At 63.3% G+C, this 21,300-nt stretch carries 28 protein-coding genes; 16 read left to right on the top strand and 12 right to left on the bottom strand.

The window, feature by feature from the left end; translation table 11 throughout:
• Positions 1 to 39 precede the first annotated feature (39 nt).
• The 3 genes from ACLFLU_RS07010 to ACLFLU_RS07000 form a co-directional block, all read right to left on the bottom strand.
• Entirely contained in the window at positions 40 to 738 is a 699-nt protein-coding gene (locus ACLFLU_RS07010; protein ID WP_426411577.1) for a glutathione S-transferase family protein, read from the bottom strand.
• Positions 739 to 867: 129 nt separating this feature from the next.
• The gene (locus ACLFLU_RS07005; RefSeq protein WP_148777692.1) at positions 868 to 1,098 is read right to left on the bottom strand and encodes a hypothetical protein; all 231 of its coding nucleotides are present in this window, start codon (positions 1,096 to 1,098) and stop codon (positions 868 to 870) included.
• Positions 1,095 to 1,874 (bottom strand): TSUP family transporter, encoded by a 780-nt coding sequence (locus ACLFLU_RS07000; RefSeq protein WP_426411576.1) that lies wholly within the window; start codon positions 1,872 to 1,874, stop codon positions 1,095 to 1,097. Before ACLFLU_RS07000 ends, ACLFLU_RS07005 begins: the two co-directional genes overlap by 4 nt.
• 304 nt (positions 1,875 to 2,178) lie before the next feature.
• Between ACLFLU_RS07000 and ACLFLU_RS06995 the strand changes: the two genes are divergently transcribed.
• From ACLFLU_RS06995 to ACLFLU_RS06960, 8 genes are all read left to right on the top strand, one after another.
• Positions 2,179 to 3,090, top strand: a complete 912-nt coding sequence (locus ACLFLU_RS06995) for a LysR substrate-binding domain-containing protein (RefSeq protein ID WP_426411575.1) — start codon at positions 2,179 to 2,181, stop codon at positions 3,088 to 3,090.
• A 174-nt stretch (positions 3,091 to 3,264) separates the two neighbouring features.
• A complete protein-coding gene (locus tag ACLFLU_RS06990) occupies positions 3,265 to 3,492 on the top strand; it encodes a hypothetical protein (RefSeq protein ID WP_426411574.1) in 228 nt (75 codons plus the stop codon).
• Positions 3,493 to 3,534: 42 nt separating this feature from the next.
• Positions 3,535 to 3,762: a hypothetical protein gene (locus tag ACLFLU_RS06985; RefSeq protein ID WP_426411573.1), complete on the top strand. Its 228-nt coding sequence runs from the start codon at positions 3,535 to 3,537 to the stop codon at positions 3,760 to 3,762.
• 322 nt (positions 3,763 to 4,084) lie between these two features.
• Positions 4,085 to 5,239 (top strand): metallophosphoesterase family protein, encoded by a 1,155-nt coding sequence (locus ACLFLU_RS06980; RefSeq protein ID WP_426411572.1) that lies wholly within the window; start codon positions 4,085 to 4,087, stop codon positions 5,237 to 5,239.
• 142 nt (positions 5,240 to 5,381) lie between these two features.
• A complete protein-coding gene (gene uvrB, locus ACLFLU_RS06975; RefSeq protein ID WP_426411571.1) occupies positions 5,382 to 8,363 on the top strand; it encodes an excinuclease ABC subunit UvrB in 2,982 nt (993 codons plus the stop codon).
• An 18-nt stretch (positions 8,364 to 8,381) separates the two neighbouring features.
• Positions 8,382 to 9,392 (top strand): hypothetical protein, encoded by a 1,011-nt coding sequence (locus ACLFLU_RS06970; protein WP_426411570.1) that lies wholly within the window; start codon positions 8,382 to 8,384, stop codon positions 9,390 to 9,392.
• Positions 9,389 to 10,156: a DpnI domain-containing protein gene (locus ACLFLU_RS06965; protein ID WP_426411569.1), complete on the top strand. Its 768-nt coding sequence runs from the start codon at positions 9,389 to 9,391 to the stop codon at positions 10,154 to 10,156. The genes ACLFLU_RS06970 and ACLFLU_RS06965 overlap by 4 nt, the downstream gene beginning before the upstream one ends.
• A 116-nt stretch (positions 10,157 to 10,272) precedes the next feature.
• Positions 10,273 to 10,446, top strand: a complete 174-nt coding sequence (locus tag ACLFLU_RS06960) for a hypothetical protein (protein ID WP_426411568.1) — start codon at positions 10,273 to 10,275, stop codon at positions 10,444 to 10,446.
• A 92-nt stretch (positions 10,447 to 10,538) separates the two neighbouring features.
• Here the strand turns inward: ACLFLU_RS06960 and ACLFLU_RS06955 are convergent, their stop codons facing one another.
• The gene (locus ACLFLU_RS06955; RefSeq protein WP_426411567.1) at positions 10,539 to 10,925 is read right to left on the bottom strand and encodes a hypothetical protein; all 387 of its coding nucleotides are present in this window, start codon (positions 10,923 to 10,925) and stop codon (positions 10,539 to 10,541) included.
• Between the two features lie 148 nt (positions 10,926 to 11,073).
• Positions 11,074 to 11,310 carry a hypothetical protein gene (locus ACLFLU_RS06950; protein WP_426411566.1) on the bottom strand — a complete coding sequence of 79 codons (237 nt, stop codon included), beginning with the start codon at positions 11,308 to 11,310 and terminating at the stop codon, positions 11,074 to 11,076.
• Positions 11,311 to 11,528: 218 nt separating this feature from the next.
• On the opposite strand from ACLFLU_RS06950, the gene ACLFLU_RS06945 reads away from it, so the two are divergent.
• The 5 genes from ACLFLU_RS06945 to ACLFLU_RS06925 all read left to right on the top strand — a co-directional run bounded on the left by ACLFLU_RS06945 (position 11,529) and on the right by ACLFLU_RS06925 (position 14,656).
• On the top strand, positions 11,529 to 11,792 hold the full coding sequence (locus ACLFLU_RS06945) for a hypothetical protein (protein ID WP_426411565.1): 264 nt from the start codon (positions 11,529 to 11,531) through the stop codon (positions 11,790 to 11,792).
• A 200-nt stretch (positions 11,793 to 11,992) separates the two neighbouring features.
• Complete coding sequence (locus ACLFLU_RS06940) at positions 11,993 to 12,433, top strand: nuclear transport factor 2 family protein (protein WP_426411564.1); 441 nt, start codon at positions 11,993 to 11,995, stop codon at positions 12,431 to 12,433.
• 267 nt (positions 12,434 to 12,700) lie between these two features.
• Positions 12,701 to 13,618, top strand: a complete 918-nt coding sequence (locus tag ACLFLU_RS06935) for a hypothetical protein (RefSeq protein ID WP_426411563.1) — start codon at positions 12,701 to 12,703, stop codon at positions 13,616 to 13,618.
• Between the two features lie 172 nt (positions 13,619 to 13,790).
• Positions 13,791 to 14,216, top strand: coding sequence for a hypothetical protein (locus ACLFLU_RS06930; RefSeq protein ID WP_426411562.1), 426 nt, complete (start codon positions 13,791 to 13,793; stop codon positions 14,214 to 14,216).
• Positions 14,217 to 14,518: 302 nt separating this feature from the next.
• Positions 14,519 to 14,656 carry a hypothetical protein gene (locus ACLFLU_RS06925; protein WP_187437467.1) on the top strand — a complete coding sequence of 46 codons (138 nt, stop codon included), beginning with the start codon at positions 14,519 to 14,521 and terminating at the stop codon, positions 14,654 to 14,656.
• 65 nt (positions 14,657 to 14,721) lie between these two features.
• Here ACLFLU_RS06925 and ACLFLU_RS06920 read toward each other — a convergent pair whose 3' ends face one another.
• The 3 genes from ACLFLU_RS06920 to ACLFLU_RS06910 all read right to left on the bottom strand — a co-directional run bounded on the left by ACLFLU_RS06920 (position 14,722) and on the right by ACLFLU_RS06910 (position 16,001).
• Complete coding sequence (locus tag ACLFLU_RS06920; protein WP_045003736.1) at positions 14,722 to 14,868, bottom strand: hypothetical protein; 147 nt, start codon at positions 14,866 to 14,868, stop codon at positions 14,722 to 14,724.
• Positions 14,869 to 15,069: 201 nt separating this feature from the next.
• Positions 15,070 to 15,549, bottom strand: coding sequence for a MaoC family dehydratase (locus ACLFLU_RS06915; RefSeq protein ID WP_426411561.1), 480 nt, complete (start codon positions 15,547 to 15,549; stop codon positions 15,070 to 15,072).
• Positions 15,549 to 16,001, bottom strand: coding sequence for a MaoC family dehydratase (locus ACLFLU_RS06910; protein ID WP_426411560.1), 453 nt, complete (start codon positions 15,999 to 16,001; stop codon positions 15,549 to 15,551). The genes ACLFLU_RS06915 and ACLFLU_RS06910 overlap by 1 nt, the downstream gene beginning before the upstream one ends.
• A 151-nt stretch (positions 16,002 to 16,152) precedes the next feature.
• Here ACLFLU_RS06910 and ACLFLU_RS06905 point away from each other — a divergent pair, with 151 nt between their 5' ends.
• The gene (locus tag ACLFLU_RS06905; protein ID WP_027534247.1) at positions 16,153 to 16,449 is read left to right on the top strand and encodes a DUF4282 domain-containing protein; all 297 of its coding nucleotides are present in this window, start codon (positions 16,153 to 16,155) and stop codon (positions 16,447 to 16,449) included.
• A gap of 77 nt (positions 16,450 to 16,526) precedes the next feature.
• On the opposite strand, the gene ychF is transcribed toward ACLFLU_RS06905, so the two are convergent.
• The 4 genes from ychF to ACLFLU_RS06885 form a co-directional block, all read right to left on the bottom strand.
• Positions 16,527 to 17,624: a redox-regulated ATPase YchF gene (gene ychF / locus ACLFLU_RS06900; protein WP_426411559.1), complete on the bottom strand. Its 1,098-nt coding sequence runs from the start codon at positions 17,622 to 17,624 to the stop codon at positions 16,527 to 16,529.
• A gap of 5 nt (positions 17,625 to 17,629) precedes the next feature.
• The gene (pth, locus tag ACLFLU_RS06895) at positions 17,630 to 18,235 is read right to left on the bottom strand and encodes an aminoacyl-tRNA hydrolase (protein ID WP_326897657.1); all 606 of its coding nucleotides are present in this window, start codon (positions 18,233 to 18,235) and stop codon (positions 17,630 to 17,632) included.
• Positions 18,236 to 18,293: 58 nt separating this feature from the next.
• Positions 18,294 to 19,019: a 50S ribosomal protein L25/general stress protein Ctc gene (locus ACLFLU_RS06890; protein ID WP_426411558.1), complete on the bottom strand. Its 726-nt coding sequence runs from the start codon at positions 19,017 to 19,019 to the stop codon at positions 18,294 to 18,296.
• Between the two features lie 248 nt (positions 19,020 to 19,267).
• A complete protein-coding gene (locus ACLFLU_RS06885) occupies positions 19,268 to 19,519 on the bottom strand; it encodes an accessory factor UbiK family protein (protein ID WP_148777675.1) in 252 nt (83 codons plus the stop codon).
• A 184-nt stretch (positions 19,520 to 19,703) separates the two neighbouring features.
• On the opposite strand from ACLFLU_RS06885, the gene ACLFLU_RS06880 reads away from it, so the two are divergent.
• Positions 19,704 to 20,441, top strand: a complete 738-nt coding sequence (locus ACLFLU_RS06880; RefSeq protein WP_426411557.1) for a dienelactone hydrolase family protein — start codon at positions 19,704 to 19,706, stop codon at positions 20,439 to 20,441.
• A gap of 8 nt (positions 20,442 to 20,449) precedes the next feature.
• Positions 20,450 to 21,295 (top strand): prolipoprotein diacylglyceryl transferase, encoded by an 846-nt coding sequence (gene lgt, locus ACLFLU_RS06875; RefSeq protein ID WP_426411556.1) that lies wholly within the window; start codon positions 20,450 to 20,452, stop codon positions 21,293 to 21,295.
• Positions 21,296 to 21,300: the final 5 nt, after the last annotated feature.

Here is a 21,300-nt window from a genome sequence, read left to right as displayed (position 1 = left end):
AATCCCGGACTACGCTTCGCTCCATCCGGGCTACGAAGGTCAGACTGGATACCCCGGCGATGTCCGCGCCATGCCGTCGAACGCATCGAGCAGCTTTTCGCGCCAGGCATAAACGGGATCATCGGCCTCGAGCAGCTTGAACGGGCTCACCACACGCGCCCACTGGAAACCGCCGAACGCGATGTAGTCGGCATAGTTCGGCGCACTGCCGCCGATGAAGGGTTGCTTCTTTAGAGTCTGCCGCAGCACCTCCAGCGATTTGCGGAATGCGACCACGCTGCTGTCGCGGCTCGCCATGATCTCTTCGAGGCTCTTGCCGCCGAAACGCGCCTCGCGCGACTGGCGGAAATAGGCGGCATCGACCTCGGCCAGGTTCTTGGGAATGTCGGCAATGATCAGCGGAAAGATACCGCCGACGATGGCGATGTCGCCCCACGCGTTCAGCATGCGCGCCATGGCACGACCGCCCTCGCCGCCGAACAGCGAGGAGCGATCCGGAAAATTGTCTTCGAGATAATTCGCGATCGCCCAGGAATCCACCACCGGCTTGTCGTGATGCAAGAGCACCGGAACCTTTTCCGAGCCATGCGGGGCGATCGTGCTCTTCTCGGTGAAACGCCAGGGCAGCGATTCTGCCGTCAGCCCCTTGTGCGCCAGCGCCATCCGCGTGCGCCAGCAATAGGGGCTGAATGGACGTGAGGTATCGGTGCCGACGAGTTCGTAGAGTTTGAGCGACATATTGGTGTTCCGTCATTGCGAGCGCAGCGACTTGTCCGCCGAAGCCTTAGCGGAGGCGGAAGCAATCCAGTCCGCCGCTGCGGAGACATTCTGGATTGCTTCGCTGGCGCTCGCAATGACGTTGTGGCGCTACCGCCCGTTGGTTCGCAGCAGCCTTTCGCCGTCTTCCGTCACCGCGATGATCAGGCCGATGCCGGGCAGCGTCTCGCGCGCAACGAAGCCGCGATCGGCGGCGTCCTCCCAGATGGTGAGGCGCGGGCACGAGGTTTTCCAGGTCGAGATCACCTCGGCATAGGCGCGCGGCTCGCGCGCGATCCATTCGACGAAGTCCAGCACCAGCGGGTCGGCCGTCTCGCTCATTGCAAACCTCCCTTGTCGAAGGCAGCCAGTACCGGCGTACGAACCAGCAGCCAGCCGCCATAGGCGATGTAGTAGCAGGCGATGGTGGTGATCAGCTTGTTCGACCAGGCGATGAATTGCTGGTCGGTCATGGCCTCGAGCAGGCGCCGCGCCAGCGTGGTGCCGAGCATCGAGGCTGCGATCGCGACGCCGGCGAGCACGGGATCGAGCGTGGCGGCCTGGTCGATGACGCCGCCGAAATAGATCAGTTTTGTGAAATGGCTGACGACCTGACACATCGCCTTGGTCGCGACCTTCTCGCGGCGGCCGAAATCGCCGCCGAGGAAGAAGGTGTCGAGCAACGGGCCGGAGACGCCGGTCATCAGCATCAGGCCCATGCAGATCGTGCCATAGACGGTGCCCTGCCAGAGGCGGTCCGGATCGGGCTTGATATTAGTGGGCAGCAGCCGTGCCATGAACGGCGTGGCACCGAGCATCAGGAGCGCCGTCGGCTTGTCCGGCACGTAGCGGGTGAGCGACCAGGCCGCCAGCGCGATGGCAGCGCCGACCATATAGTTCGCGACCGGCCGCCAGCGGATATGCGCGCGCCACAGCAGGGCGCGCCAGCCGTTCGAGGCCATCTGCGTGATCGCATGCAGCACCATCGCGGTCGGCAGCGGCATCAGGGCGAGCAGCACCCCGATCAGGACCAGCCCGCCCGCCATGCCGAACAGCCCCGACAGGAACGCGGTGGCGACCATCAGCAATCCAAGGGCAGCGATCATGATGGGCGTCACGAGAGTCTCCGGTGGCGGCAGGCGAGTAAGGGACGCAGACTGTTTCACTCCCTCGCCCCGTTCTTACGGGGAGAGGGTGGGGTTCCGCAGTCACGGCGGCAGTTGGACTCGCGGAGAGTCCCCCTCACCCGGACTCCAAGCTGCGCTTGGATTCCGGCCTCTCCCCGCAAGCGGGGAGAGGCGAAGAGGCAGCCTCCGCTTCGACAAATCAGCATGAATTACGCTGATGTTTGTGCCTCGCTTGCCCCTCCTTCGCAAACTGAGTTATCTTGGCCTGGCATCAGCTTTCCTGAGGGTCCTTGGTTTGCGGCGGCTGCTCTTTCTCAACGGCATCAAGGCATTCGAGGCGGCGGCGCGGACCGGCAGCTTTGCCGCGGCCGGCATCGAGCTGAGCGTGTCGGCGGCCGCCGTCAGCCGCATGGTGCATCTGCTGGAAGAGCGGCTCGGCGTCGCGCTGTTCGAGCGCAAGGCCAACAAGCTCGTGCTGACGCAGGCAGGCCGCGCCTATCAAAGCGGTCTGACGCCGATCTTCGACGCGCTCGCAAGCCTCACCGCGCAAGTGACGGCGCCCTCCAGCGTCCGCGTGCTCACGATCGGCGTCGGCCACACCTTTGCGATGCGCTGGCTGATCCCGCGGCTGTCGGAGTTTCGCAGCGAGGAGCCCGACATCGAGGTGCGCTTCACCACCGGCGGCGCCGAAGTCCCATTTGGCGAGGATTGGAGCTGCGGCATCAAACTCGGCACCGGCGACTGGCCGGGGCTCGTCGCCGAGCCGCTGTTCGCCGGCGACCTGACGCCGGTCTGCGTGCCCCGTCTCGCCTCCGGCCTGAAACGCCCGGCCGATCTCAAAGGCCCCAGCCTGATCCGCGTCACGCATTCGACCGAAGACTGGCCGCTCTGGCTCAAGGCCGCCGGCCTCACCCGGATCAACGCGCGCGGGCCGGAGTTCCAGTTCTACGGCCAGGCGCTCCAGGCCGCCGCCGACGGGCTCGGCATCGCCATGGGCATCCGGCCCTATATCGACGACGACCTGGCCGCCGGACGCCTGATCGCGCCGTTCGACCTCTCGGTGCCCAAGGGCATGCGTTGGTACCTGCTCTACCGCAGTTTTCAGACCGAACAGCGCGATTTTGCCGCGTTCCGCCGCTGGATCATGCGGGCTGCTGCGGAACCCGCGGCCCGGCCGCGACGGTCCGGGCGCGCCGGACGGGGCTAGATTCTTGTTTTGACGCGCTTTCCTTACGCGAACCGGTATCCACTTCGCTCGAAAACGCTCTGGCCCATCACCCTTTCGGGTGAAAAAGCCGGCCGCTTGTGAACGGCTTCACATTTCGAAATCCGCAAACGTGGTCCTCTCACCCTCCGACAAGAGAGGATTTGGGGACCACCAATGACGACCATTTACGACGGCTTTGACATCGAATCCTTCGAAGCTGGCAAGGGACTGTGGCACGCCCGGATCCGGCGCGCCGATTTCAGCCCGGTTGCCATCGACGGCGTGCTGTTTCCGGCCATGGAAGTCGGCTTCGCCTGGCCAGATCCCGATGCTGCGATCGCGGACGCCAAGCATCACATCGATCGCTTCCGCCGGCGCACTGACGACATCGACGACGAATAGACCTATCGAGCAACAGCTTGGCGCAACAGGGGACACCGGTTCATGTCAGTCATCGACGTCGAAGACGCTCAGCGGCCGAAGATCTATTCGCGCAAGGTACTCGCGATATGCCCGGAATGTGACGGCGATCTCACGGTGCTCCGTGTGATCGGCGGCCACGCCGGCTGCGAGTACTGGACCATGCGCTGCACCGATTGCGGCGGGATCCATCTCGACATCCTCGAGCCGCGCCTGACGGTCGTGGACGGCGAAGGACCGCTGCCGGCGTGAGACGCGACCGGCCCTGCCGTGGTGGCACGATCGGGCGGAAACCCCTGGTGAAAATCAGGCAACCGTCTTCTTAAGGTTGTAACAAAAACACAATACCATTGCGGCTTTCCAGACAGGAGGTCGTCCAATGGCCCGACGCGCTCATTCCCATCTTCCTGATCCGATTTTTCACGAACCCGTTTTCGGTGAGACTGGGAAACTGCCAGACCCCAACGGTTTCTCCACCTCCCATCCGAGCGATTCGGCACTTTACTCCCAGATCCAGGACCTATTGACGAAGGATGTCGTCGCGATTCCACCGTCGCGAGCCGCTGACAATACCGTGCTTCCGCTCTCGGACGCCTATGGAAGCCACGGGCCGCAGGTCATCAAGATGATCCAGGATGCCGGCAAGATCATCTTTCATGCGCTCGGCGATTCCGGCGCGTCGGACGTGCGCAGATTTGCCAACGAGCTGCATGTCGCCGACCAGGTGACGCTGGACGCCGCGTCGTCATCGGGAGGCAACCAGCCTGCCTTCCTGTTCCATCTCGGCGACGTCGTCTACAATTTCGGCGAGGCGCAATACTACTACGATCAGTTCTACGAACCCTTCCGGAACTATCCCGCACCGATCTTCGCGATCCCCGGCAACCATGATTCCTTCGTCGTGCCGGGCACGAAGGAAGGGCACGAACCGCTGACCACCTTCCAGCGCAATTTCTGCGCCAAGGACCGCACGATCACGCAGGAGGCCGGCTCGCTGCACCGGACTGCGATGATCCAGCCCGGGGTCTATTTCGCGCTGGACGCGCCCTTCGTCAGGATCATCGGCCTGTTCAGCAATGCGCTCGAGGACCCCGGCGTGATCTCCAATCAGGAAGGCAAATGGCACGACGTCTCCGACGTGCAGATCAAGTTCCTCCACGCCCAGCTCAAGAAGATCAAGGACGAGAAATACAACGGCGCGGTTCTGATCGCGACGCATCACCCGCCCTTCAGCTACGCGCCGAGCGGCACGGGCGGGGGAGCCGGCGGCAACCACGGCTCCAGCACCGTGATGCTCCAGCAGATCGACGCGGTCTGCCGCGCCGAAGGCGTCTGTCCGCATGCCTTCCTGTCGGCGCATGCCCATAATTACCAGCGCTATACCCGCGTCGTCGAGTTCGGCGGCAAGGAGATCGACGTGCCGTTCATCGTCTGCGGCGACGGCGGCCATAACGTCAATCCGCTGGTGCGCGCCGCGCGAGGCCACCCGGCTCAGGAACCGCATGCCGGCTCCGACGTCGGCTATCTCGAGGGCAAGCACAAGCCGGCATGGGCCAAGCAGCTGCTGCTCGAGAAGTATGACGACCAGAACTACGGCTATCTGCGCATCCATGTCGACAAGGAGGAGCTCAAGATCGGCTTCCACCAGGTCGGCGTACGAACGCTGGCGCAATCGCGCTATGACATGGTGACGGTAAACCTCGCCGATCATGCGATGGTGGCAAACTAGCCCACTATCGGGCTGGCTCTCCTCGCTCTGCGGGGAGAGCGCGGCTTGACGCAGCATCCTGCTGCCAACCTGCTGTCAGCAGCCTCTGCACGGATGAGCATTCTCCCTTTTCTGGGCGGCGGACTCGTCCCATATTCGGGGCATGGCGAAGAAACCTGCTCCCCCAAAATCCCCCAGATCCAAGGCACCTCACTCGAAGGCGCACCGCCCCGACGTGCAGCCGATCGGGCCGGCGCTGGCCGAATTGCTCAATCCCGCGATCAATCGCGGCGATGCCGGGCTGGGATCGGGCACCGGCCTGCAGCCGCCGCCGGACAATTCGCGCGACCGCCGCGCCGGGGGCGAGGCCGCCGCGCATCGGGCGCGCGCCTCGACGCCGAAGGAGTTTCCGCAGGATAACGCATCGGCCAGCGCGACTCGTGGCTCACCCCTCTCTCCAGCCCTCCCCCACCAAGGGGGAGGGAGCGGAGACGTCAGCGGATTTGACGAGGCGCCGCAGGCCAACTACGGAACCGCGGCCACCATCCCGACGCTCGATCCGGAACTGGCCCGCCAGCTCGGCCTTCCCACCGAGGAGGACGACGCCGAGGCGCTGGCGCGTCCGCCGCGCAACAAGATGGAGGCGCTCGGCGTCAAAGCGACCGCGGAAGCGCTGGAATCGCTGATCCGCGAGGGCCGGCCCGAGTTCCGCAGGGATGACGGCTCCACGAAAGTCTGGACACCGCATCGCCCGCCGCGCCCGGAAAAGTCCGAGGGCGGCGTGCGCTTCGAGATCAAGTCGGAATACGAGCCGCGCGGCGACCAGCCGACCGCGATCGCCGAGCTGGTCGAGGGCGTCCAGCGCAACGACCGTTCGCAGGTGCTGCTCGGCGTCACCGGCTCGGGCAAGACCTACACCATGGCCAAGGTGATCGAGGCGACGCAGCGCCCGGCCATCATCCTGGCGCCGAACAAGACCCTGGCCGCCCAGCTCTACGGCGAGTTCAAGAGCTTCTTCCCCGACAACGCGGTCGAGTATTTCGTCAGCTATTACGACTACTACCAGCCGGAAGCCTATGTCCCGCGCACGGACACCTACATCGAAAAGGACTCATCGATCAACGAGCAGATCGACCGCATGCGCCATTCGGCGACGCGCGCGCTGCTTGAGCGCGACGACGTCATCATCGTCGCCTCGGTGTCCTGCATCTACGGTATCGGCTCGGTCGAGACTTATACCGCGATGACCTTTGCGCTGAAGAAGGGCGAGCGCATCGACCAGCGCCAGCTGATCGCCGATCTCGTCGCGCTCCAGTACAAGCGCACCCAGGCCGACTTCACCCGCGGCACGTTTCGCGTGCGCGGCGATGTCATCGACATCTTCCCGGCGCACTATGAGGACCGCGCCTGGCGCGTGAATTTGTTCGGCGACACCATCGAGAATATCGAGGAATTCGATCCGCTCACCGGCCACAAGCAGGACGAGCTCGAATTCATCAAGATGTACGCCAATTCGCACTATGTGACGCCGCGCCCGACGCTGGTGCAGGCGATCAAGTCGATCAAATCCGAATTGAAGATGCGGCTCGACCAGCTGAACAACCAGGGACGCCTGCTAGAGGCGCAGCGGCTGGAGCAGCGCACCACCTTCGACCTCGAGATGATGGAAGCGACGGGAAGCTGCGCCGGCATCGAGAACTATTCGCGCTATCTCACTGGCCGCCTGCCCGGCGAGCCGCCGCCGACGCTGTTCGAATACGTCCCCGACAACGCACTGGTGTTCGCCGACGAAAGTCACGTCACGGTGCCGCAGATCGGCGCCATGTTCAAAGGCGACTTCCGCCGCAAGGCGACGCTGGCCGAATACGGCTTCCGCCTGCCCTCGTGCATGGACAACCGTCCGCTGCGCTTCGAGGAATGGGACATGATGCGGCCGCAGACGGTCGCTGTGTCGGCGACGCCGAGCGGCTGGGAGCTGAACGAGAGCGGCGGCGTGTTCGTCGAGCAGGTCATCCGCCCGACCGGCTTGATCGATCCGCCCGTCGACATCCGCCCCGCCCGCACCCAGGTCGACGATCTCGTCGGCGAGGTCCGCGCCACGGCGAATGCCGGCTATCGCTCGCTGATAACAGTGCTGACCAAGCGCATGGCGGAGGATCTCACCGAATATCTGCATGAGCAGGGCATTCGCGTCCGCTACATGCACAGCGATATCGACACCATCGAGCGCATCGAGATCATCAGGGATCTCCGCCTCGGCGCTTTCGACGCGCTGGTCGGCATCAACCTCTTGCGCGAAGGCCTCGACATTCCCGAATGCGCGCTGGTCGCGATCCTCGACGCCGACAAGGAAGGCTTTTTGCGCAGCGAGACCTCGCTGATCCAGACCATCGGCCGCGCCGCGCGCAATGTCGATGGCAAGGTGATCCTCTATGCTGACCAGATGACGGGCTCGATGGAGCGCGCCATCGCCGAGACCAACCGGCGCCGCGAGAAGCAGGTCGAGTACAACACCGCCAACGGCATCACGCCGGCGAGCGTGAAGAAGAACATCGGCGACATCCTCAACTCTGTCTACGAGCGCGACCATGTGCTGGTCGAGGTCGGTGGTCACGACATGACCGACGACGTCATCTCGATCGGCCACAATTTTGAAGCCGTGCTCGCCGACCTCGAAACCCGCATGCGCGAGGCGGCAGCCGACCTGAACTTCGAGGAAGCCGCGCGCCTCCGCGACGAAGTCAAGCGCCTGCGCGCCACCGAGCTCGCGGTGGTCGACGACCCCACCGTCAAGCAGCGCGCCGTCGCAGGCAAGGCCGGCGCCTATGCGGGAGCGAAGAAATACGGCGACGCCGCGAACCTCCCCGTCAGCGCGATGAAGAAAAAGACCGTGAGCTCCGCGCTGAAGGCCAGCGGCGGTGGCCGCGGCAGCGGCTCGAAAGTGCACAAGCCGCATCTCGACGAGATGCACGGCCCGGAATCGCTGCCCTACCGTGAGAAACAGACGCTGCCGGCAAAGCCGTTCGGCAGCACAAGCCGCATCATCCAGCCGACGGACTCGCGGCAGTCCGGGCCCGAGTTCGGGCCTGCGCCGAAGTCGACCGGTGGGATGCCGGGGCAGCGGGGTGGGTGGAAGAAGAGGTAGGAGCATCTGCGGGCTCAGATGATCGATAAAGGTAGCATCAAGCATCGACGTGATGGCGCGATTTTCGCGAGGTTGGGCATTGAAGCTAGAGATAGAATCGTTGCGATGATTTCGCGGCGAGATGGGTTATACGCTATCAGTCTGGACAAGACTATTCGCGTGAATTTTCCGAATGATCTCGATCCGGAAATGGAGCACGATGACGCTCCCATCGCGCAAACCTTAGTGGCGGGCAAGGGATCGCGAAATCCCATCGTCGCGCGGACGGTTCTGCAGGCTGAAGACTTCTTGCGATTTATTCCAAGCGAGGATCAACAACGCCGAGTTCGGGATATTGCATGGGAAGTGATGACATCACTCTTGGCAATTTCGAGTCAGATCAATGGACTCCGAACTGCGATTGATTCAAAAAGAGACGAAATTCTGCCTGACTATTCGCTCTACGCGCTCGGTCCTTCTCCACCGCCCGTGCCGATAGTTGAGAGCTTAGAAATCGACTTTCGGTCCGTGGTTTTGCTCGCAAATCATACTCTGAATTCAATCTCGGAGTTGTTTCCCGCGTTCTTTGAACAAGATTTCAAGAGGGGCAAGTTTGACCGTATCGCGAAATGGGCATCTAGCACCTTTGGAGAGGCCGACACCCTTTCGCAAATGCTACGAGCTGACGAAATTTGGATAAACGCCTGGGGAGAGGTCCGAAACGCCTTCGAGCACCCGAAAGAGAATTATTTCGTGAGGGTCAACAATTTCAGGCTTTTGGCAAATCGTGAAATTCAACTCCCGACATGGCAATTAAGGAACGACAAGCTCGATCTATTTAGACCTCAGGCGCTCATTGATACTTTAGCCCTCCTGGAACAGAACATTCTGGGCTTGTTTGAGAACTTGTTGGTTGCTCTGACCGAGAAGGTCTTGGCCTCTTCGTTGGCAATCGGCTTGATCGACAAGGGGGAAGATGATCGCGATCCGGACTGCCCCAAGAGGTACGAACTTGTGCCCGTGCTGCAGCCAAACGATATCGAAGCATGAAGCTTGGCTTCGAGGAAATCCAGTCTACCTACACCAGCGGCTCGCAGAGCGCTCGCGCCTGGACCGAAGCTTGGGTCAAAGCATGGGCATATTGTCCGCATTGCGGCAACGCCAAGATGTCGCAGTTTCCGAACAACAGCCCTGTCGCCGATTTCCTTTGCACCACTTGCAAAGAGGAGTTTGAGCTCAAGAGCCAGAAGGGAAAGTTCGGCCCGTCGGTGTCGGACGGGGCCTACAAGACGAAGTGTGAACGGCTTGCTGCCAGCAACAACCCTAACCTTTTGCTGATGAACTACGACCGTCAATCACTCGCAGTCGTCAATCTCTTCGTCGTGCCTAAGCACTTCTTCGTCCCGGAAATCATTCAAGAACGAAAACCACTCGCGGCCACCGCACGGCGTGCGGGCTGGATCGGATCGAACATTCTGCTGAGCAAGGTGCCGGAATCGGGTAAGATCCATGTCGTGCAGAACGGCGTAGTCCGGCCCAAAGAACTTGTACTTGAAGAGTGGCGGAAGACGCTCTTCCTGCGAAGCAAGTCTCTGGAAGCACGTGGCTGGTTGCTGGATGTGCTGAAATGTGTGGAATCGCTCGGCAAGCGTGAGTTCACGCTGGAGGAAGCCTATGCCTTCGACCGGCATCTCAGCGATCTTTACCCGGGTAACCAGAACGTCAGGCCAAAGATACGCCAACAGCTTCAATATCTACGTGATCGTGGATTTATCGAGTTCGTTTCTCGCGGCAGCTACCGTTTGAAATCGTGAGGTCCGACATGGCTTGGTTTCTGAATTTCTATCGATGCGGCCGTTGCAGGGAGATATGGACCGATGAATGGTCTTGCACCTGCGACGATGAATGCCCGCACTGCGGCTTCCGCGACATGACCCCGTTCAACAGCGAGGATTTGACCGAGCTGATCGCGGAAGAAGGCGGAAAATTCCTCGTGCTGCGCTCGCCCGAGGGGGCGGAGGACGATCCTGACTATGAGGAACTTGGCCGCTTTCCGACCCGAGACGCGGCCAAGGAGTTCCTGCGCTCGCACCGGCATAATTGAGAAGCAGTCTAAGCCACCCATTCGTGGTTATGGATTCCGGGCTCGCCGCTTTGCGGCGCCCCGGAATGACGGGGAGATAGATTCCCTTCCCCTCACCCCACGCTCGCCGCCACCACGGCCATCACCGACAGCAGCAGCACGATGGTCACCAGTTGCAGCGAGGCGACCGGGTGGGTGCGCCATTCGGTGATCTTGTCGGAGAGCGACAGCGTACAATCAAAGAATTTTGGTTCGTAGAGGGTCTTGAACAGCGCCGGGAAGCTCGGCCCGAGCGTGACCGCAACCGTCGCGTGAACCAGCGAGGCCAAGGCGACGAAGATCGCGACGCCGGGGTCGCCGACGAGGTCGTGGTTGCCGAACAGCTTGAGCAGCAGCGCGGCAGCGGCGAAGGTCGGGAAACTCTGGAGGATCGCGGTCAGCGCAAAGCCTTCGAGCGCGTTGCGCAGGCGGGATTTTCTCGCGGCGGCGGTGACGGCCATGGCACGTCTCCCTGATGACATGCGGATGATGTTAGCCGCAGCGGGAGACGCGCGATGTGAGGTGGCTCACGCCCATTCCAGAGTCGGAGCAGGGGCGCGATGGATTCCGGGTTCGCGCTTTCGCGCGCCCCGGAATGACGAAAGACGCTTACAGCTTGCCCTGCCCGTTCACCTGGCTCTGCTGTTGCTGCTGCTTGTCCTGCTCATTGGCGCGGTGGCGGCCGTAGAGGCAGCCGGCGGCGGCACCGAGCACGCCGTGATGGCCGGCATAATGGCCGGCGACGCCGCCGACGACGGCGCCCTTGATGCAGCCCTTGGCGCTGGCGGCGGAGGTCGCGCCCAGCATGAGCAGCGCGGCAGCGACGGCGATGAACGGGGATTTCATGATCGATGTCTCCGGATGCGGTGTCACCGTCTCAACGAGCTGGGGCCGGTCCGGGTTCCGGCGCTCGCCACGCAGGGTTATGGCCTCCTGGCCTTCGCCAGGACGACATCGAATGTGTGGCGCGAGCTCGCGCATCTCCACAAGCCTCCGTTGAACCTCCCTCACCGCTCCCAAGACCCAATCCCTAGGCGTTGCGCGCCGGAGGCGAAGTCGGGCCGATGAAAGTCGCGTTGCTTGCAATCTTGGGGCTGTTCCTGGGGGCGTTGGGCGGAGCCGCGCTCGGCATTGGCGCCGGGCTCGCCTGGGTCGAAATCGCGCAGACCACGAGCTTCGAAGGCTATAGCGGCATGCTGGTGTTCTTCACCTTCATGCCGCTGGGTGCTGCGATCGGCGGGACCGGCGGCGCGGCTTTATTCGCCCTGATGGCCATGCGCGACGACGCCATCGCGATCGAGCGGGAACCGGTGCGCGGCCGAGACTGACCGAACCCCGGTAAGATTACGGGGTTCTATTGTAAATCTCACAAAGTGCTCTCAATTGTGCATTGCAAAATCGTGATTTGCATTCGCGCAGATCGTGCCTATTTTGTTCGTATACGAATGGATTGAGCAACCGCCTCGCACATTGCTGTGCATGGGGTTGTTTTCCCTTTTTCTGCAAGCCAGTTTCAGGACGCCCCAAAATGACAGAGCACAGCCTCTGGCGTTTCTCGCGTGCGTTGCACCGCGCGATCAACGACCGGCATTTCGAGGACATCGAGGCCTTGATCGACGAGGACGTCGAGTGGGCGATCTATGGCCCGATCGACATGTTTCCGTTCCTTGGCGCGCGCCAGGGCAAGGCGGCCGTGCTCCAGGTCATCCGCCAGCTCGCCGACAATTTCCACGTCCGCCGCTTCGACCGCGAGAGCATCATGCTGGGCGTCGATTCCGCCTCCTCGATGCTGCGCTATTCGCTCACGGCGCTCGATTCCGACAAGCCGATCAGCTTGCGCGTGGCGCAGTTCGCCCAGTTCAAAGCGGACCGGCTCATCAGCTTGCGCGTGCTGGTCGACACTTTTGACCTGGTCGAGCAGGCACTCGGCCGCGCCATTCATCTGCCAAAGATGACCAGCGTCGGCTGAGGGGGACACCAACGGGCTCCGCACTGCGGGACCGATCGATTGATGCTCCCGCGACACGTCCTGGCCTCCAGCCCCGCCGGACGCCGTCGTGGAGATGCTCGTCATTGGGCGCGCGCGTCTTGTGCGCGGCCCGTTGGTTCGTCATTCCATTGTTTGAGCATGATCTTTTCGAAAAACCGCGCACACTTTTCCGGATCATGCTCTGCGCCACAATTTTGCAACGATAGCGCCGCATCTTCTGCGGGAACTGGGCTTGCGGGCAAGGCAATGGAATTCACGACAGGTTTTGGCTGGACCAGGCTGCCGCTGGCGGCCGCGTTCATTTTCGGCTCGGTGCTGACGGCCTCCGCCCAGATCATCCCGCCCTTCTCCCCTCCCCCCGCCGCGACAGCGCCTGACGACGAGGCCGACGCCGCGGAGACCGCCGATGTCAACGACCCCGACGTGCTCAAAGGCATCGACGTCGACAAGCTCGACTGGGGCCAACTCGCCATCGACGCCGGCACGCTCAACGACATCATCGCCGCCAAGAAGCGCGCGCAGGCCGCCGCCAGGGACGGGATGGACTGGTCGACCAACGCCAACGCGAACGGCTCCTCGGGGGTAAAGGTGAAGCAGTCGGTGTCCTCGTTCTGGGATACCCGCATCGGCGCCGACATGACGGTTGCGAAAGAACCGACCACGATGTCGGAACTGCTGGCGCAGAAGGCTGCCAATGGCGGCAACCTGCCGCAATCCTCCGGCAGTGCCTGGGCGGCCGCGACCGCGCCGGGCGCGGGCCCCGTCTGGGACAAGACCGCGGTCGAAGCCCGCGTCGATCCCGGCGCCGAGCAGAGCAAGCTCGGAGCGTCGCTGACCAAATCGGTGCCGCTGTCGACCGATTATTCGCTGACGCTCCAGAATGGCTACAGCGTCAATCAGCAGGGCACGACGGCGCTGCCCGGCGTCGTCGGCCACGTCACCCGCAATTACGAGACCGACCAGGCCGCCAAGGTGACGATCACCGATACCGGCACCAGCGTCACCGTCGGCCAGACCATGTCGACCACCGACGACAAATGGCTGCGCAAGTTCGGCGCCGAGCAGAAGCTGTTCGACAACGTCACCGTCTCCGGCTCGGTCGGCGAGACCTCGCAAGGCGCGGTCAACAAGAGCCTGACCGCGGGCTTCAAGAAGAGCTGGTGAGCCTTCTTTAGAATCCCGTAACCATACGCCACGGCAAAACCCCCGAATCGTCCGCCCTTGCCGCATCTTGGCCCCGTTGCGGTCAAAATCGGACGCCCTGATGCACCGGCCTGACACACATCGTCGTGCGGGGGACACTCGCGCTGCGCTCAACGCGAACAGGGGAATAATGATGAACGCCACGCGTCCGGAAAAGACCGAGACCACCGAGACCGAGACGGTCGACACCAACCTCGCCGCCGTGACGGAAGTCGAAGCCGGCATCCGCGATTTCGTCCGCAACGACATCGCCTATCTGCGCCGGCCGGCCGCGACCGCCACCGCCGATGCGCCGCCGCTTGATCCGAGCGCGGAAGCCACCGTCACCAACGTCAACTCGCTGATCCAGCGCGTCGCCGGCACCTCGCTTGCCGAGATCGAGAATCTGATCTCCGAGCTCGAGAGCCTGCGCGACCTGCTCCATGCCGAAGGCCAGCGCGTCCAGCGCGAGATCTCGGGCTACGCCCAGCTCAGCCAGGCCGCGATGAAGTCGACCCGCATGATCGCCGACAACGTCGCCCAGTGGAAGCGCGCCGCCGACGGCCTGCGCAACAGCTGATCGCAAGCATAGGCATCACCACCCGCCGCGTTCCGAAAGGAGCGCGGCGGTTTTGATTCAGGAGGATGTTTCTCTCCCCGTTCTTACGGGGCGAGGGTTGGGGTGAGGGGCCTCTCTCCGCACGTGAGACTGTCGAGGGATCTGTACCCCCTCACCCGAATTCGATCTGCGATCGAATTCGACCTCTCCCCGCAAGCGGGGATGAGGTGAAGAAGAGCCCGCGCCTTGAACCCGCCACCCATCCCCGGCGACCAATGCCTAGCGCTCGCAGCCTTGCGGCCGGGCCTCGGGGACATTTTCAGATGGAAAGCATTCGGCCCGATAACACGGACCCGATACCGCTGCGGCCCGCGCCGAACCAGTTCGGGACCATCATGCTGCGCTTTGTCGGGCTGCTGGCGGTTGCGATCGCTATTTTGGCGTTCGTCTATAGCCGCTGAGGGCGGAGGCCGCGTCGCGGCCCCGCGCGGAAGCCACTTCGTGGCCCCGCGGAGTTAACGAGCGCTTAACGGCTCGCGTCGATCGTCGAGGCTTCCAGGGTGTAGCCACCATCGGCATAGCCCTTCACCACCATGCCGGCGACCAGCATCACGGCCAGCGTCGCGGTAGCGAAGATAAATCCGACCAGCTTGAGTGCGCCGCGGTCTGCCATTGTTCTCGTCCCCTGTCCTCTGCCCGGTTCGTTCAAATAGACAGCGACAGGTTCATAATTGGTTAGCAACTCGATGGTTCCGGCAGCTGCTTCGCAACGGCCAGCCATCTCGCCGAGGCTTATGGCAGTCACCCGGAATCGCGTCCATAGCGCGCGGGCAACACTTCCGCGCTGATTTCGGCCATTCATCCTGGAACTGGTCTAACGGTCCTTCCGCATCGGCACGAAGGCGCTAGCCGTGATGGAATAGACCTCTTCGCCACGCTGGTTGGTGCCGGTGGTGCGGGCGGTCAGGATGCCCCAGCCGGGGCGCGAGGCCGAGGTACGCTTGTCGATAACGACGTTGGCATAGCTGACGGTGTCGCCGGCCAGCACCGGCTTGATCCAGCGCAGATCGCGAAAACCCGGCGACGGGCCCCACACCGCGACCTCCTCGCCAAGCGCCGCGGCCTCACGCGCCGCGCGCTGGCCGTCCGCGACAAGCAGGCTCATGCAGGCCGAGCCGACATGCCAGCCGGACGCGGCGAGCCCGCCGAACAGCGAGTTCTTGCCTTCCTCCTCGTCGAGATGGAAGCGCTGCGGATCGAATTTCGCGGCGAATGTCTTGATGGACTCCGCCGTGAAATTGTAGGTGCCGATCTCGCGGCGATGTCCGATCTCGATCTCCTCGAAGAATGGCATCAGACTGCCCCCTCACGCCGCTCGATCAGGATCGGCGAGGTCATCTCGCACAGCGCTTCGCCCCTGGCGTTGCGCATGATGCATTTGAACTTGACGATGCCGAGGTTCGGCCTGCTCTTCGAGGTCCGGGCTTCCACGACGTCGACGTCGAGCATGAGGTCATCGCCGGGCCTTAAAGGAGACAGCCAGCGCACCTCGTCGACGCCGGGAGATCCCAGCGACGCGGCGCGGGTAATAAAACCGTCGGCCATCATCCGCATCATCAGCGAGCAGAGGTGCCAGCCCGAGCCGGACAGGCCGCGCAGCATGCTCGCGGCAGCGGCCTCCTCGTCCAGATGCATCGGTTGCGGATCGAACTCGGCGGCGAAAGCCAGGATCTCGTCGCGGGTGACATGGCGCGGGCCGAACGTTCCGTACCGGCCGGGCGGGAAATCTTCGAAGGTCAGGGTCATCTTGGGAATGCTTTGCGAATGCCAGATTGTGGCCGCACTTTGCGGCAATCTCAACCCGCCGGCCCGCATGGCTCATGCTACATTCGGCGAGTCAGGCCGGACCTGCCTCGGATTGGCGTGGCCGGGGGCGCGATTTGCCCGGGGGAGAAAGATGTTTTCATTCAGCGACCTGTTTCAATGGGACCGCTTCATCACGCCGACGATCATCAAGACCTTCTACTGGCTGGTGATCGGCGTGATCTGCCTGTTCGGGCTCTCGGGAATCTTTGCCGGCCTCACCGCGATGGCGATCAGCCCGTTCGCCGGCTTTCTGGTGGTGCTGGAATCGATCGCGGGCGTCGTCGTCGGCGTCGTGTTCTCGCGCATCGCCGCGGAATTGATCCTGATCGTGTTCCGCATCAACGAGCATCTCGGCGCGATCCGGGATCAGGGCGGCGGGGTGCGGTGAAGCAAGCGCAGGTGCCGTAGGTGGGTTAGCCGAAGGCGTAACCCACCCTACGAAGCTACGGGAGCCCTCGCCCTGTCTTACGTATTAAACCGGAAATGCATCACGTCGCCGTCGGCGACGACGTATTCCTTACCTTCGAGGCGCAGCTTGCCGGCATCGCGGGCGCCGGCTTCACCGTTCAGCGCGACGTAGTCCTCATACGCAATCGTCTCGGCGCGGATAAAGCCCTTCTCGAAATCGGTGTGGATCACGCCCGCCGCGCCCGGCGCCTTGGTGCCGCGATAGATGGTCCAGGCGCGCGCTTCCTTCGGCCCCACCGTGAAATAGGTGATGAGGTCGAGTAGCGTGTAGCCGGCGCGGATCAGGCGATCGAGGCCGGCCTCCTCGAGGCCCAGCGTCTCCAGGAAGTCGGCGCGCTCCTCGCGCGAGATGGTGGCGATCTCGGATTCAATCTTGGCCGAGATGACGACGGCAACTGCGCCTTCCTTGGCAGCCTGGTCCTGCACCGCCTTCGAGAACGCATTGCCGGTCGCGGCCGAGCCTTCCTCAACGTTGCAGACATAGAGCACGGGCTTCGACGACAACAGGCCGAGCATGCCGAAGGCGCGCTCTTCTTCCGCCTTGCGCTCGACGAGGCGCGCGGGCTTGCCTTCGCGCAGCAGCACCAGCGTGCGGTTGACGAGGTCGAGCTGCTCCTTGGCGTCCTTGTCGTTGCCCTTGGCCTTCTTGGTGAGGTTGTCGACGCGCTTCTCGAGGCTGTCGAGGTCGGCGAGCATCAGCTCGGTCTCGATGGTCTCGATGTCGGCGAGCGGCGCGATCTTGCCCTCGACATGGGTGATGTCGGAATCTTCAAAGCAGCGCACGACATGCGCGATGGCGTCGACCTCGCGAATGTTGGCCAGGAACTGGTTGCCGAGGCCTTCGCCCTTGGAGGCGCCGCGCACGAGGCCGGCGATGTCGACGAAGGTCAGCCGGGTCGGAATGATCTGCGCCGATCCGGCGATCGCCGACAGCTTGTCGAGCCGCGGATCGGGCACGGCGACCTCGCCGACATTCGGCTCGATGGTGCAGAACGGATAGTTCGCGGCCTGCGCCGCGGCCGTCTCGGTCAGCGCATTGAACAAGGTCGACTTGCCGACATTGGGCAATCCGACGATTCCGCATTTGAATCCCACGAGCGTTATTCCTTACCGTTCTCGTCCTTGGTCAAAAATCCCTTCGCCTGCATCGCCAGATGCACCCTGTTGGCAAAGGTCGCGTCCGTGCCCTTGACGATCAGTGCGGCATGCTCGGCCACCGCGTCGCAGAGCGTCGTCACCCAGTCGTTGTCGGCCTTGGCGAAGTCCGACAGCACATGGCCGTGCACCATCTCCTTGACGCCGGGATGACCGATGCCGAGCCGCACCCGGCGGTAGTCGTTGCCGATATGGGCGGAGATCGAGCGCAGGCCGTTATGCCCGGCAATGCCGCCGCCGATCTTCACCCGCACCTTGCCCGGCGGCAGTTCGAGCTCGTCGTGAAACACCGTGGTGTCGCCCGGCGCGATCTTGAAGAAGCTCGCCGCTTCCTGAACGCTGCGGCCGGAGTCGTTCATATAGGTCGTCGGCTTGAGCAGGATCACGCGCTCAGTGCCGAGCGTGCCTTCCGAGGTCTCGCCCTGAAAACGACGGCGCCATGGTGCGAAACCATGACGCCGCGCAATCTCGTCGACGGCCATGAAGCCGATATTGTGCCGGTTACGTGCGTATTTCGCGCCGGGATTGCCGAGCCCAACAAAGAGTCGCATGACGCGGCGCGCCCCTCGCTCGGCGCGCGATCAGAGACCGCGCGCCAGCTATGAGAGATTACTTCTTCTTGTCGCCGCCGGCCGGAGCCTTGGCAGCAGCCGCGGGAGCAGCAGCACCCGCAGCCGGAGCTGCGCCGGCCGCCGGAGCAGCTGCACCAGCCGCCGGAGCCGCGCCACCAGCAGCAGCCGCAGCCGCGGCCTTCTGCTCTTCGGCGTAGCCGGACGGCGGCACGATGGTGACGAGGGTTGCGTCCTCGCGGGTCAGCGCCTTCACGCCGGTCGGCAGCTTGACGTCCGACAGATGCAGCGAATGACCGATTTCCAGCGAGCCGACGTCGGCCTCGATGTATTGCGGGATGCTCTCGACGCCGCATTCGATCTCGATCGCATGGGCGACGATGTTGACGGCGCCGCCGCGCTTCACGCCGGGCGAGCCTTCCGCCTTCACGACATGCAAGGGAACGCTGATGCGGATGGTCGCACCTTCGCCGAGACGCATGAAGTCGACATGGATCGGGAAGTCCTTGACCGGATCAAGGTGATAGTCGCGCGGGATCACGCGGTGCTTCTTGCCGTCGAGGTCGATGTCGACCAGCGTGGTCAGGAACCGGCCGGCAAGGATGCGCTGGCGCAGTTCGCGATCGTCAACCGAGATCGGGAGCGGGGGCTGCTTGTTACCATAGATCACTCCGGGCACTTTCCCGGCGCGACGCTCAGCCCGGGCGGCCCCCTTGCCGCTCTTCGGACGTGCGGTCGCCTTCAATTCCTTGACGGTCGTCGCCATAGTCTAAGTCCTTGTTTTTGCAAAAGTTAATGGGCCGCAGCGCGGCCCATGGCATCGTTCGCAGCAAGCCTCCAGGGGTGCGGGGGCCACGAACTGGCGGGCTTTTACCCGGAAGATGCGGAAATGACAAGGAGAATGGGCGGTGGGGGCGGGAACGGTAGCCCGGATGGAGCGAAGCGTAATCCGGGTGGTTCCGCGGGCGCAGCGCCCCGGATTACGCTGCGCTCCATCCGGGCTACGGACCGGCCTTACCCGCCGAGCTTGGCCTCCAGCGCGGCGATGCGTGCCTTCAGGGCCTCGTTCTCCTCGCGGGCGAGGCGGGCCATGTCCTTGACCACCTCGAACTCCTCGCGCTTGACCAGATCCATGTCGCGCAGGAATTTTTCGGCCTGGTTGCGCAGCACCGTATCAAACTCGCGCTTGGCGCCCTGCGCGGCACCGGCGGCATCGTTCATGAGGCGGCCGATCTCGTCGAAAAACCGGTTGGTGGTCTGGGTCATGTCGGTCTCCTGATCGGTCTCTTGGCGGCCTGCGATAAACTTTGCGCGAACGGCGGATAAGACAATGGCAATCCGCGGAGGCCGGTTCAAGGGCCGCGCGGCGGTATCCTTGTCATGCCCCGGTTTCCTTGCAATCGTATTCAACGTCCCTGCATAACAAGAATCACAAGGCGGAACGCAAGACATGTTCGAGCAGCAGATCGCAATTCCCACCAAGGACGGCCACACCGCGACCTTCATCGTCCATCCCGAGCGCGGCGGCCCCTTCCCGGTCATCCTGTTCTACATGGACGCGCCGGCGATCCGCGAAGAGCTGCGCGACATGGCGCGCCGGCTCGCAACGTCCGGCTACTACGTGATGCTGCCGAACCTCTATTACCGCTCCGGCGTGATGGAGATCGGGCCGCTGCCGGCCGATCCGAATTCGCCGGAGCGCAAGCGCATGTTCCAGCTGATGGCCTCGCTCAATATTCCCATGATCATGGACGACACACGAGCGCTGCTCGCCTATGCCGAGGGCCAGGCGGCGGCGAACACCGACATCGTCGGTACGGTCGGCTATTGCATGAGCGGCCGCTATGCCGTCAACGCCGCCACGCATTTTGCTGATCGCGTCAAGGCCGCCGCCTCGGTCTACGGCACGCATCTGGCGACCGACGAGGACAACAGCCCGCATCTTGCCGCAAGCAAGACCAGGGCCGAGCTGTATTTCGCCTGCGCGGAGAGCGACATCTACGCGCCGCCGGAGGTGATCGCGAAAGTAGCCGACAGCATGAAGGGCGCCAAGGCCGAGGTCGAGATCTATCCCGGCACCCATCACGGCTTCGCCTTCCCCAAGCGCCCGGTCTATGACCGAGACGCCGCCGAGCGGCATTGGGAACGCTTGCTGGCGCTCTATCGCCGCAATCTCGTCCAGTCATAGAAGGCGCGATGCCCTTTCTGCTCATCGACTTTCCGTCCTTCAACCCGATCGCGGTCGCGATCGGGCCGTTCGCGATCCGCTGGTACGCGCTGGCCTATATCGGCGGCATCGTTATCGGCTGGTTGTACGCCCGCTCGCTGCTGAAGAATGAGCGGCTGTGGGGCGGCCCCGCGCCGATGTCGCTGGTGCAGATCGACGACTTCATCCTCTGGGTCACGCTCGGCATCATCTTGGGCGGCCGCACCGGCTACGTGCTGTTCTACAATTTGCCCTTCTTCATCGATCATCCCACTGCGATCTTCCGGCTGTGGGAAGGCGGCATGTCGTTCCACGGCGGCTTCCTCGGCTGCGTCGTCGCGGTGATGTGGTTTGCCTATCGCAACGGCATCTCGATCCTGTCGCTCGGCGACATCACCACCGCGGTCGCGCCGATCGGGCTTCTGCTCGGACGCATCGCTAATTTCATCAACGGCGAATTGTGGGGCCGCGCCACCGATGCGAGCGTGCCCTGGGCCATGATCTTCCCCAACGATCCCTCGCATTTGCCGCGCCATCCGAGCCAGCTCTATGAGGCGGGCATGGAGGGCATTCTGCTGTTCGCTGTGCTCGCCGTGATGATCCGCCTCGGCGCGCTCAAGCGCCCCGGCATGATCCTCGGCAGCTTCATCCTGATCTATGGCCTGACCCGCATCGCCGGTGAGCATTTCCGCGAGCCGGACGTCCAGCTCGGCTTCCTCTGGGGCGGATTAACCATGGGCATGCTGCTGTCGATCCCGATGCTTATCGTCGGCGGTATACTTATTGTATGGGCTGTCAGGCGCGGCGCGCCCAAGGCGCTCGATGTCATCAGTTAGTTCAT

Origin of the sequence: Bradyrhizobium ganzhouense, assembly GCF_049949285.1 — a bacterium.
Taxonomy (GTDB): Bacteria; Pseudomonadota; Alphaproteobacteria; order Rhizobiales; family Xanthobacteraceae; genus Bradyrhizobium; species Bradyrhizobium ganzhouense.
The sequence above is the reverse complement of the archived record's forward strand: the minus strand, read 5'-3'. Positions and strand labels throughout refer to the sequence as shown.

Bases quoted from the DNA above. Each gene is read 5' to 3' on its own strand.
- ACLFLU_RS07010 (WP_426411577.1), bottom strand. From the start codon at position 738: ATGTCGCTCAAACTCTACGAACTCGTCGGCACCGATACCTCACGTCCA.
- ACLFLU_RS07005 (WP_148777692.1), bottom strand. From the start codon at position 1,098: ATGAGCGAGACGGCCGACCCGCTGGTGCTGGACTTCGTCGAATGGATC.
- ACLFLU_RS06990 (WP_426411574.1), top strand. From the start codon at position 3,265: ATGACGACCATTTACGACGGCTTTGACATCGAATCCTTCGAAGCTGGC.
- ACLFLU_RS06985 (WP_426411573.1), top strand. From the start codon at position 3,535: ATGTCAGTCATCGACGTCGAAGACGCTCAGCGGCCGAAGATCTATTCG.
- uvrB (WP_426411571.1), top strand. From the start codon at position 5,382: ATGGCGAAGAAACCTGCTCCCCCAAAATCCCCCAGATCCAAGGCACCT.
- ACLFLU_RS06970 (WP_426411570.1), top strand. From the start codon at position 8,382: ATGATCGATAAAGGTAGCATCAAGCATCGACGTGATGGCGCGATTTTC.
- ACLFLU_RS06965 (WP_426411569.1), top strand. From the start codon at position 9,389: ATGAAGCTTGGCTTCGAGGAAATCCAGTCTACCTACACCAGCGGCTCG.
- ACLFLU_RS06960 (WP_426411568.1), top strand. From the start codon at position 10,273: ATGACCCCGTTCAACAGCGAGGATTTGACCGAGCTGATCGCGGAAGAA.
- ACLFLU_RS06955 (WP_426411567.1), bottom strand. From the start codon at position 10,925: ATGGCCGTCACCGCCGCCGCGAGAAAATCCCGCCTGCGCAACGCGCTC.
- ACLFLU_RS06950 (WP_426411566.1), bottom strand. From the start codon at position 11,310: ATGAAATCCCCGTTCATCGCCGTCGCTGCCGCGCTGCTCATGCTGGGC.
- ACLFLU_RS06945 (WP_426411565.1), top strand. From the start codon at position 11,529: ATGAAAGTCGCGTTGCTTGCAATCTTGGGGCTGTTCCTGGGGGCGTTG.
- ACLFLU_RS06940 (WP_426411564.1), top strand. From the start codon at position 11,993: ATGACAGAGCACAGCCTCTGGCGTTTCTCGCGTGCGTTGCACCGCGCG.
- ACLFLU_RS06935 (WP_426411563.1), top strand. From the start codon at position 12,701: ATGGAATTCACGACAGGTTTTGGCTGGACCAGGCTGCCGCTGGCGGCC.
- ACLFLU_RS06930 (WP_426411562.1), top strand. From the start codon at position 13,791: ATGAACGCCACGCGTCCGGAAAAGACCGAGACCACCGAGACCGAGACG.
- ACLFLU_RS06925 (WP_187437467.1), top strand. From the start codon at position 14,519: ATGGAAAGCATTCGGCCCGATAACACGGACCCGATACCGCTGCGGCCC.
- ACLFLU_RS06920 (WP_045003736.1), bottom strand. From the start codon at position 14,868: ATGGCAGACCGCGGCGCACTCAAGCTGGTCGGATTTATCTTCGCTACC.
- ACLFLU_RS06915 (WP_426411561.1), bottom strand. From the start codon at position 15,549: ATGCCATTCTTCGAGGAGATCGAGATCGGACATCGCCGCGAGATCGGC.
- ACLFLU_RS06910 (WP_426411560.1), bottom strand. From the start codon at position 16,001: ATGACCCTGACCTTCGAAGATTTCCCGCCCGGCCGGTACGGAACGTTC.
- ACLFLU_RS06905 (WP_027534247.1), top strand. From the start codon at position 16,153: ATGTTTTCATTCAGCGACCTGTTTCAATGGGACCGCTTCATCACGCCG.
- pth (WP_326897657.1), bottom strand. From the start codon at position 18,235: ATGCGACTCTTTGTTGGGCTCGGCAATCCCGGCGCGAAATACGCACGT.
- ACLFLU_RS06890 (WP_426411558.1), bottom strand. From the start codon at position 19,019: ATGGCGACGACCGTCAAGGAATTGAAGGCGACCGCACGTCCGAAGAGC.
- ACLFLU_RS06885 (WP_148777675.1), bottom strand. From the start codon at position 19,519: ATGACCCAGACCACCAACCGGTTTTTCGACGAGATCGGCCGCCTCATG.
- ACLFLU_RS06880 (WP_426411557.1), top strand. From the start codon at position 19,704: ATGTTCGAGCAGCAGATCGCAATTCCCACCAAGGACGGCCACACCGCG.
- lgt (WP_426411556.1), top strand. From the start codon at position 20,450: ATGCCCTTTCTGCTCATCGACTTTCCGTCCTTCAACCCGATCGCGGTC.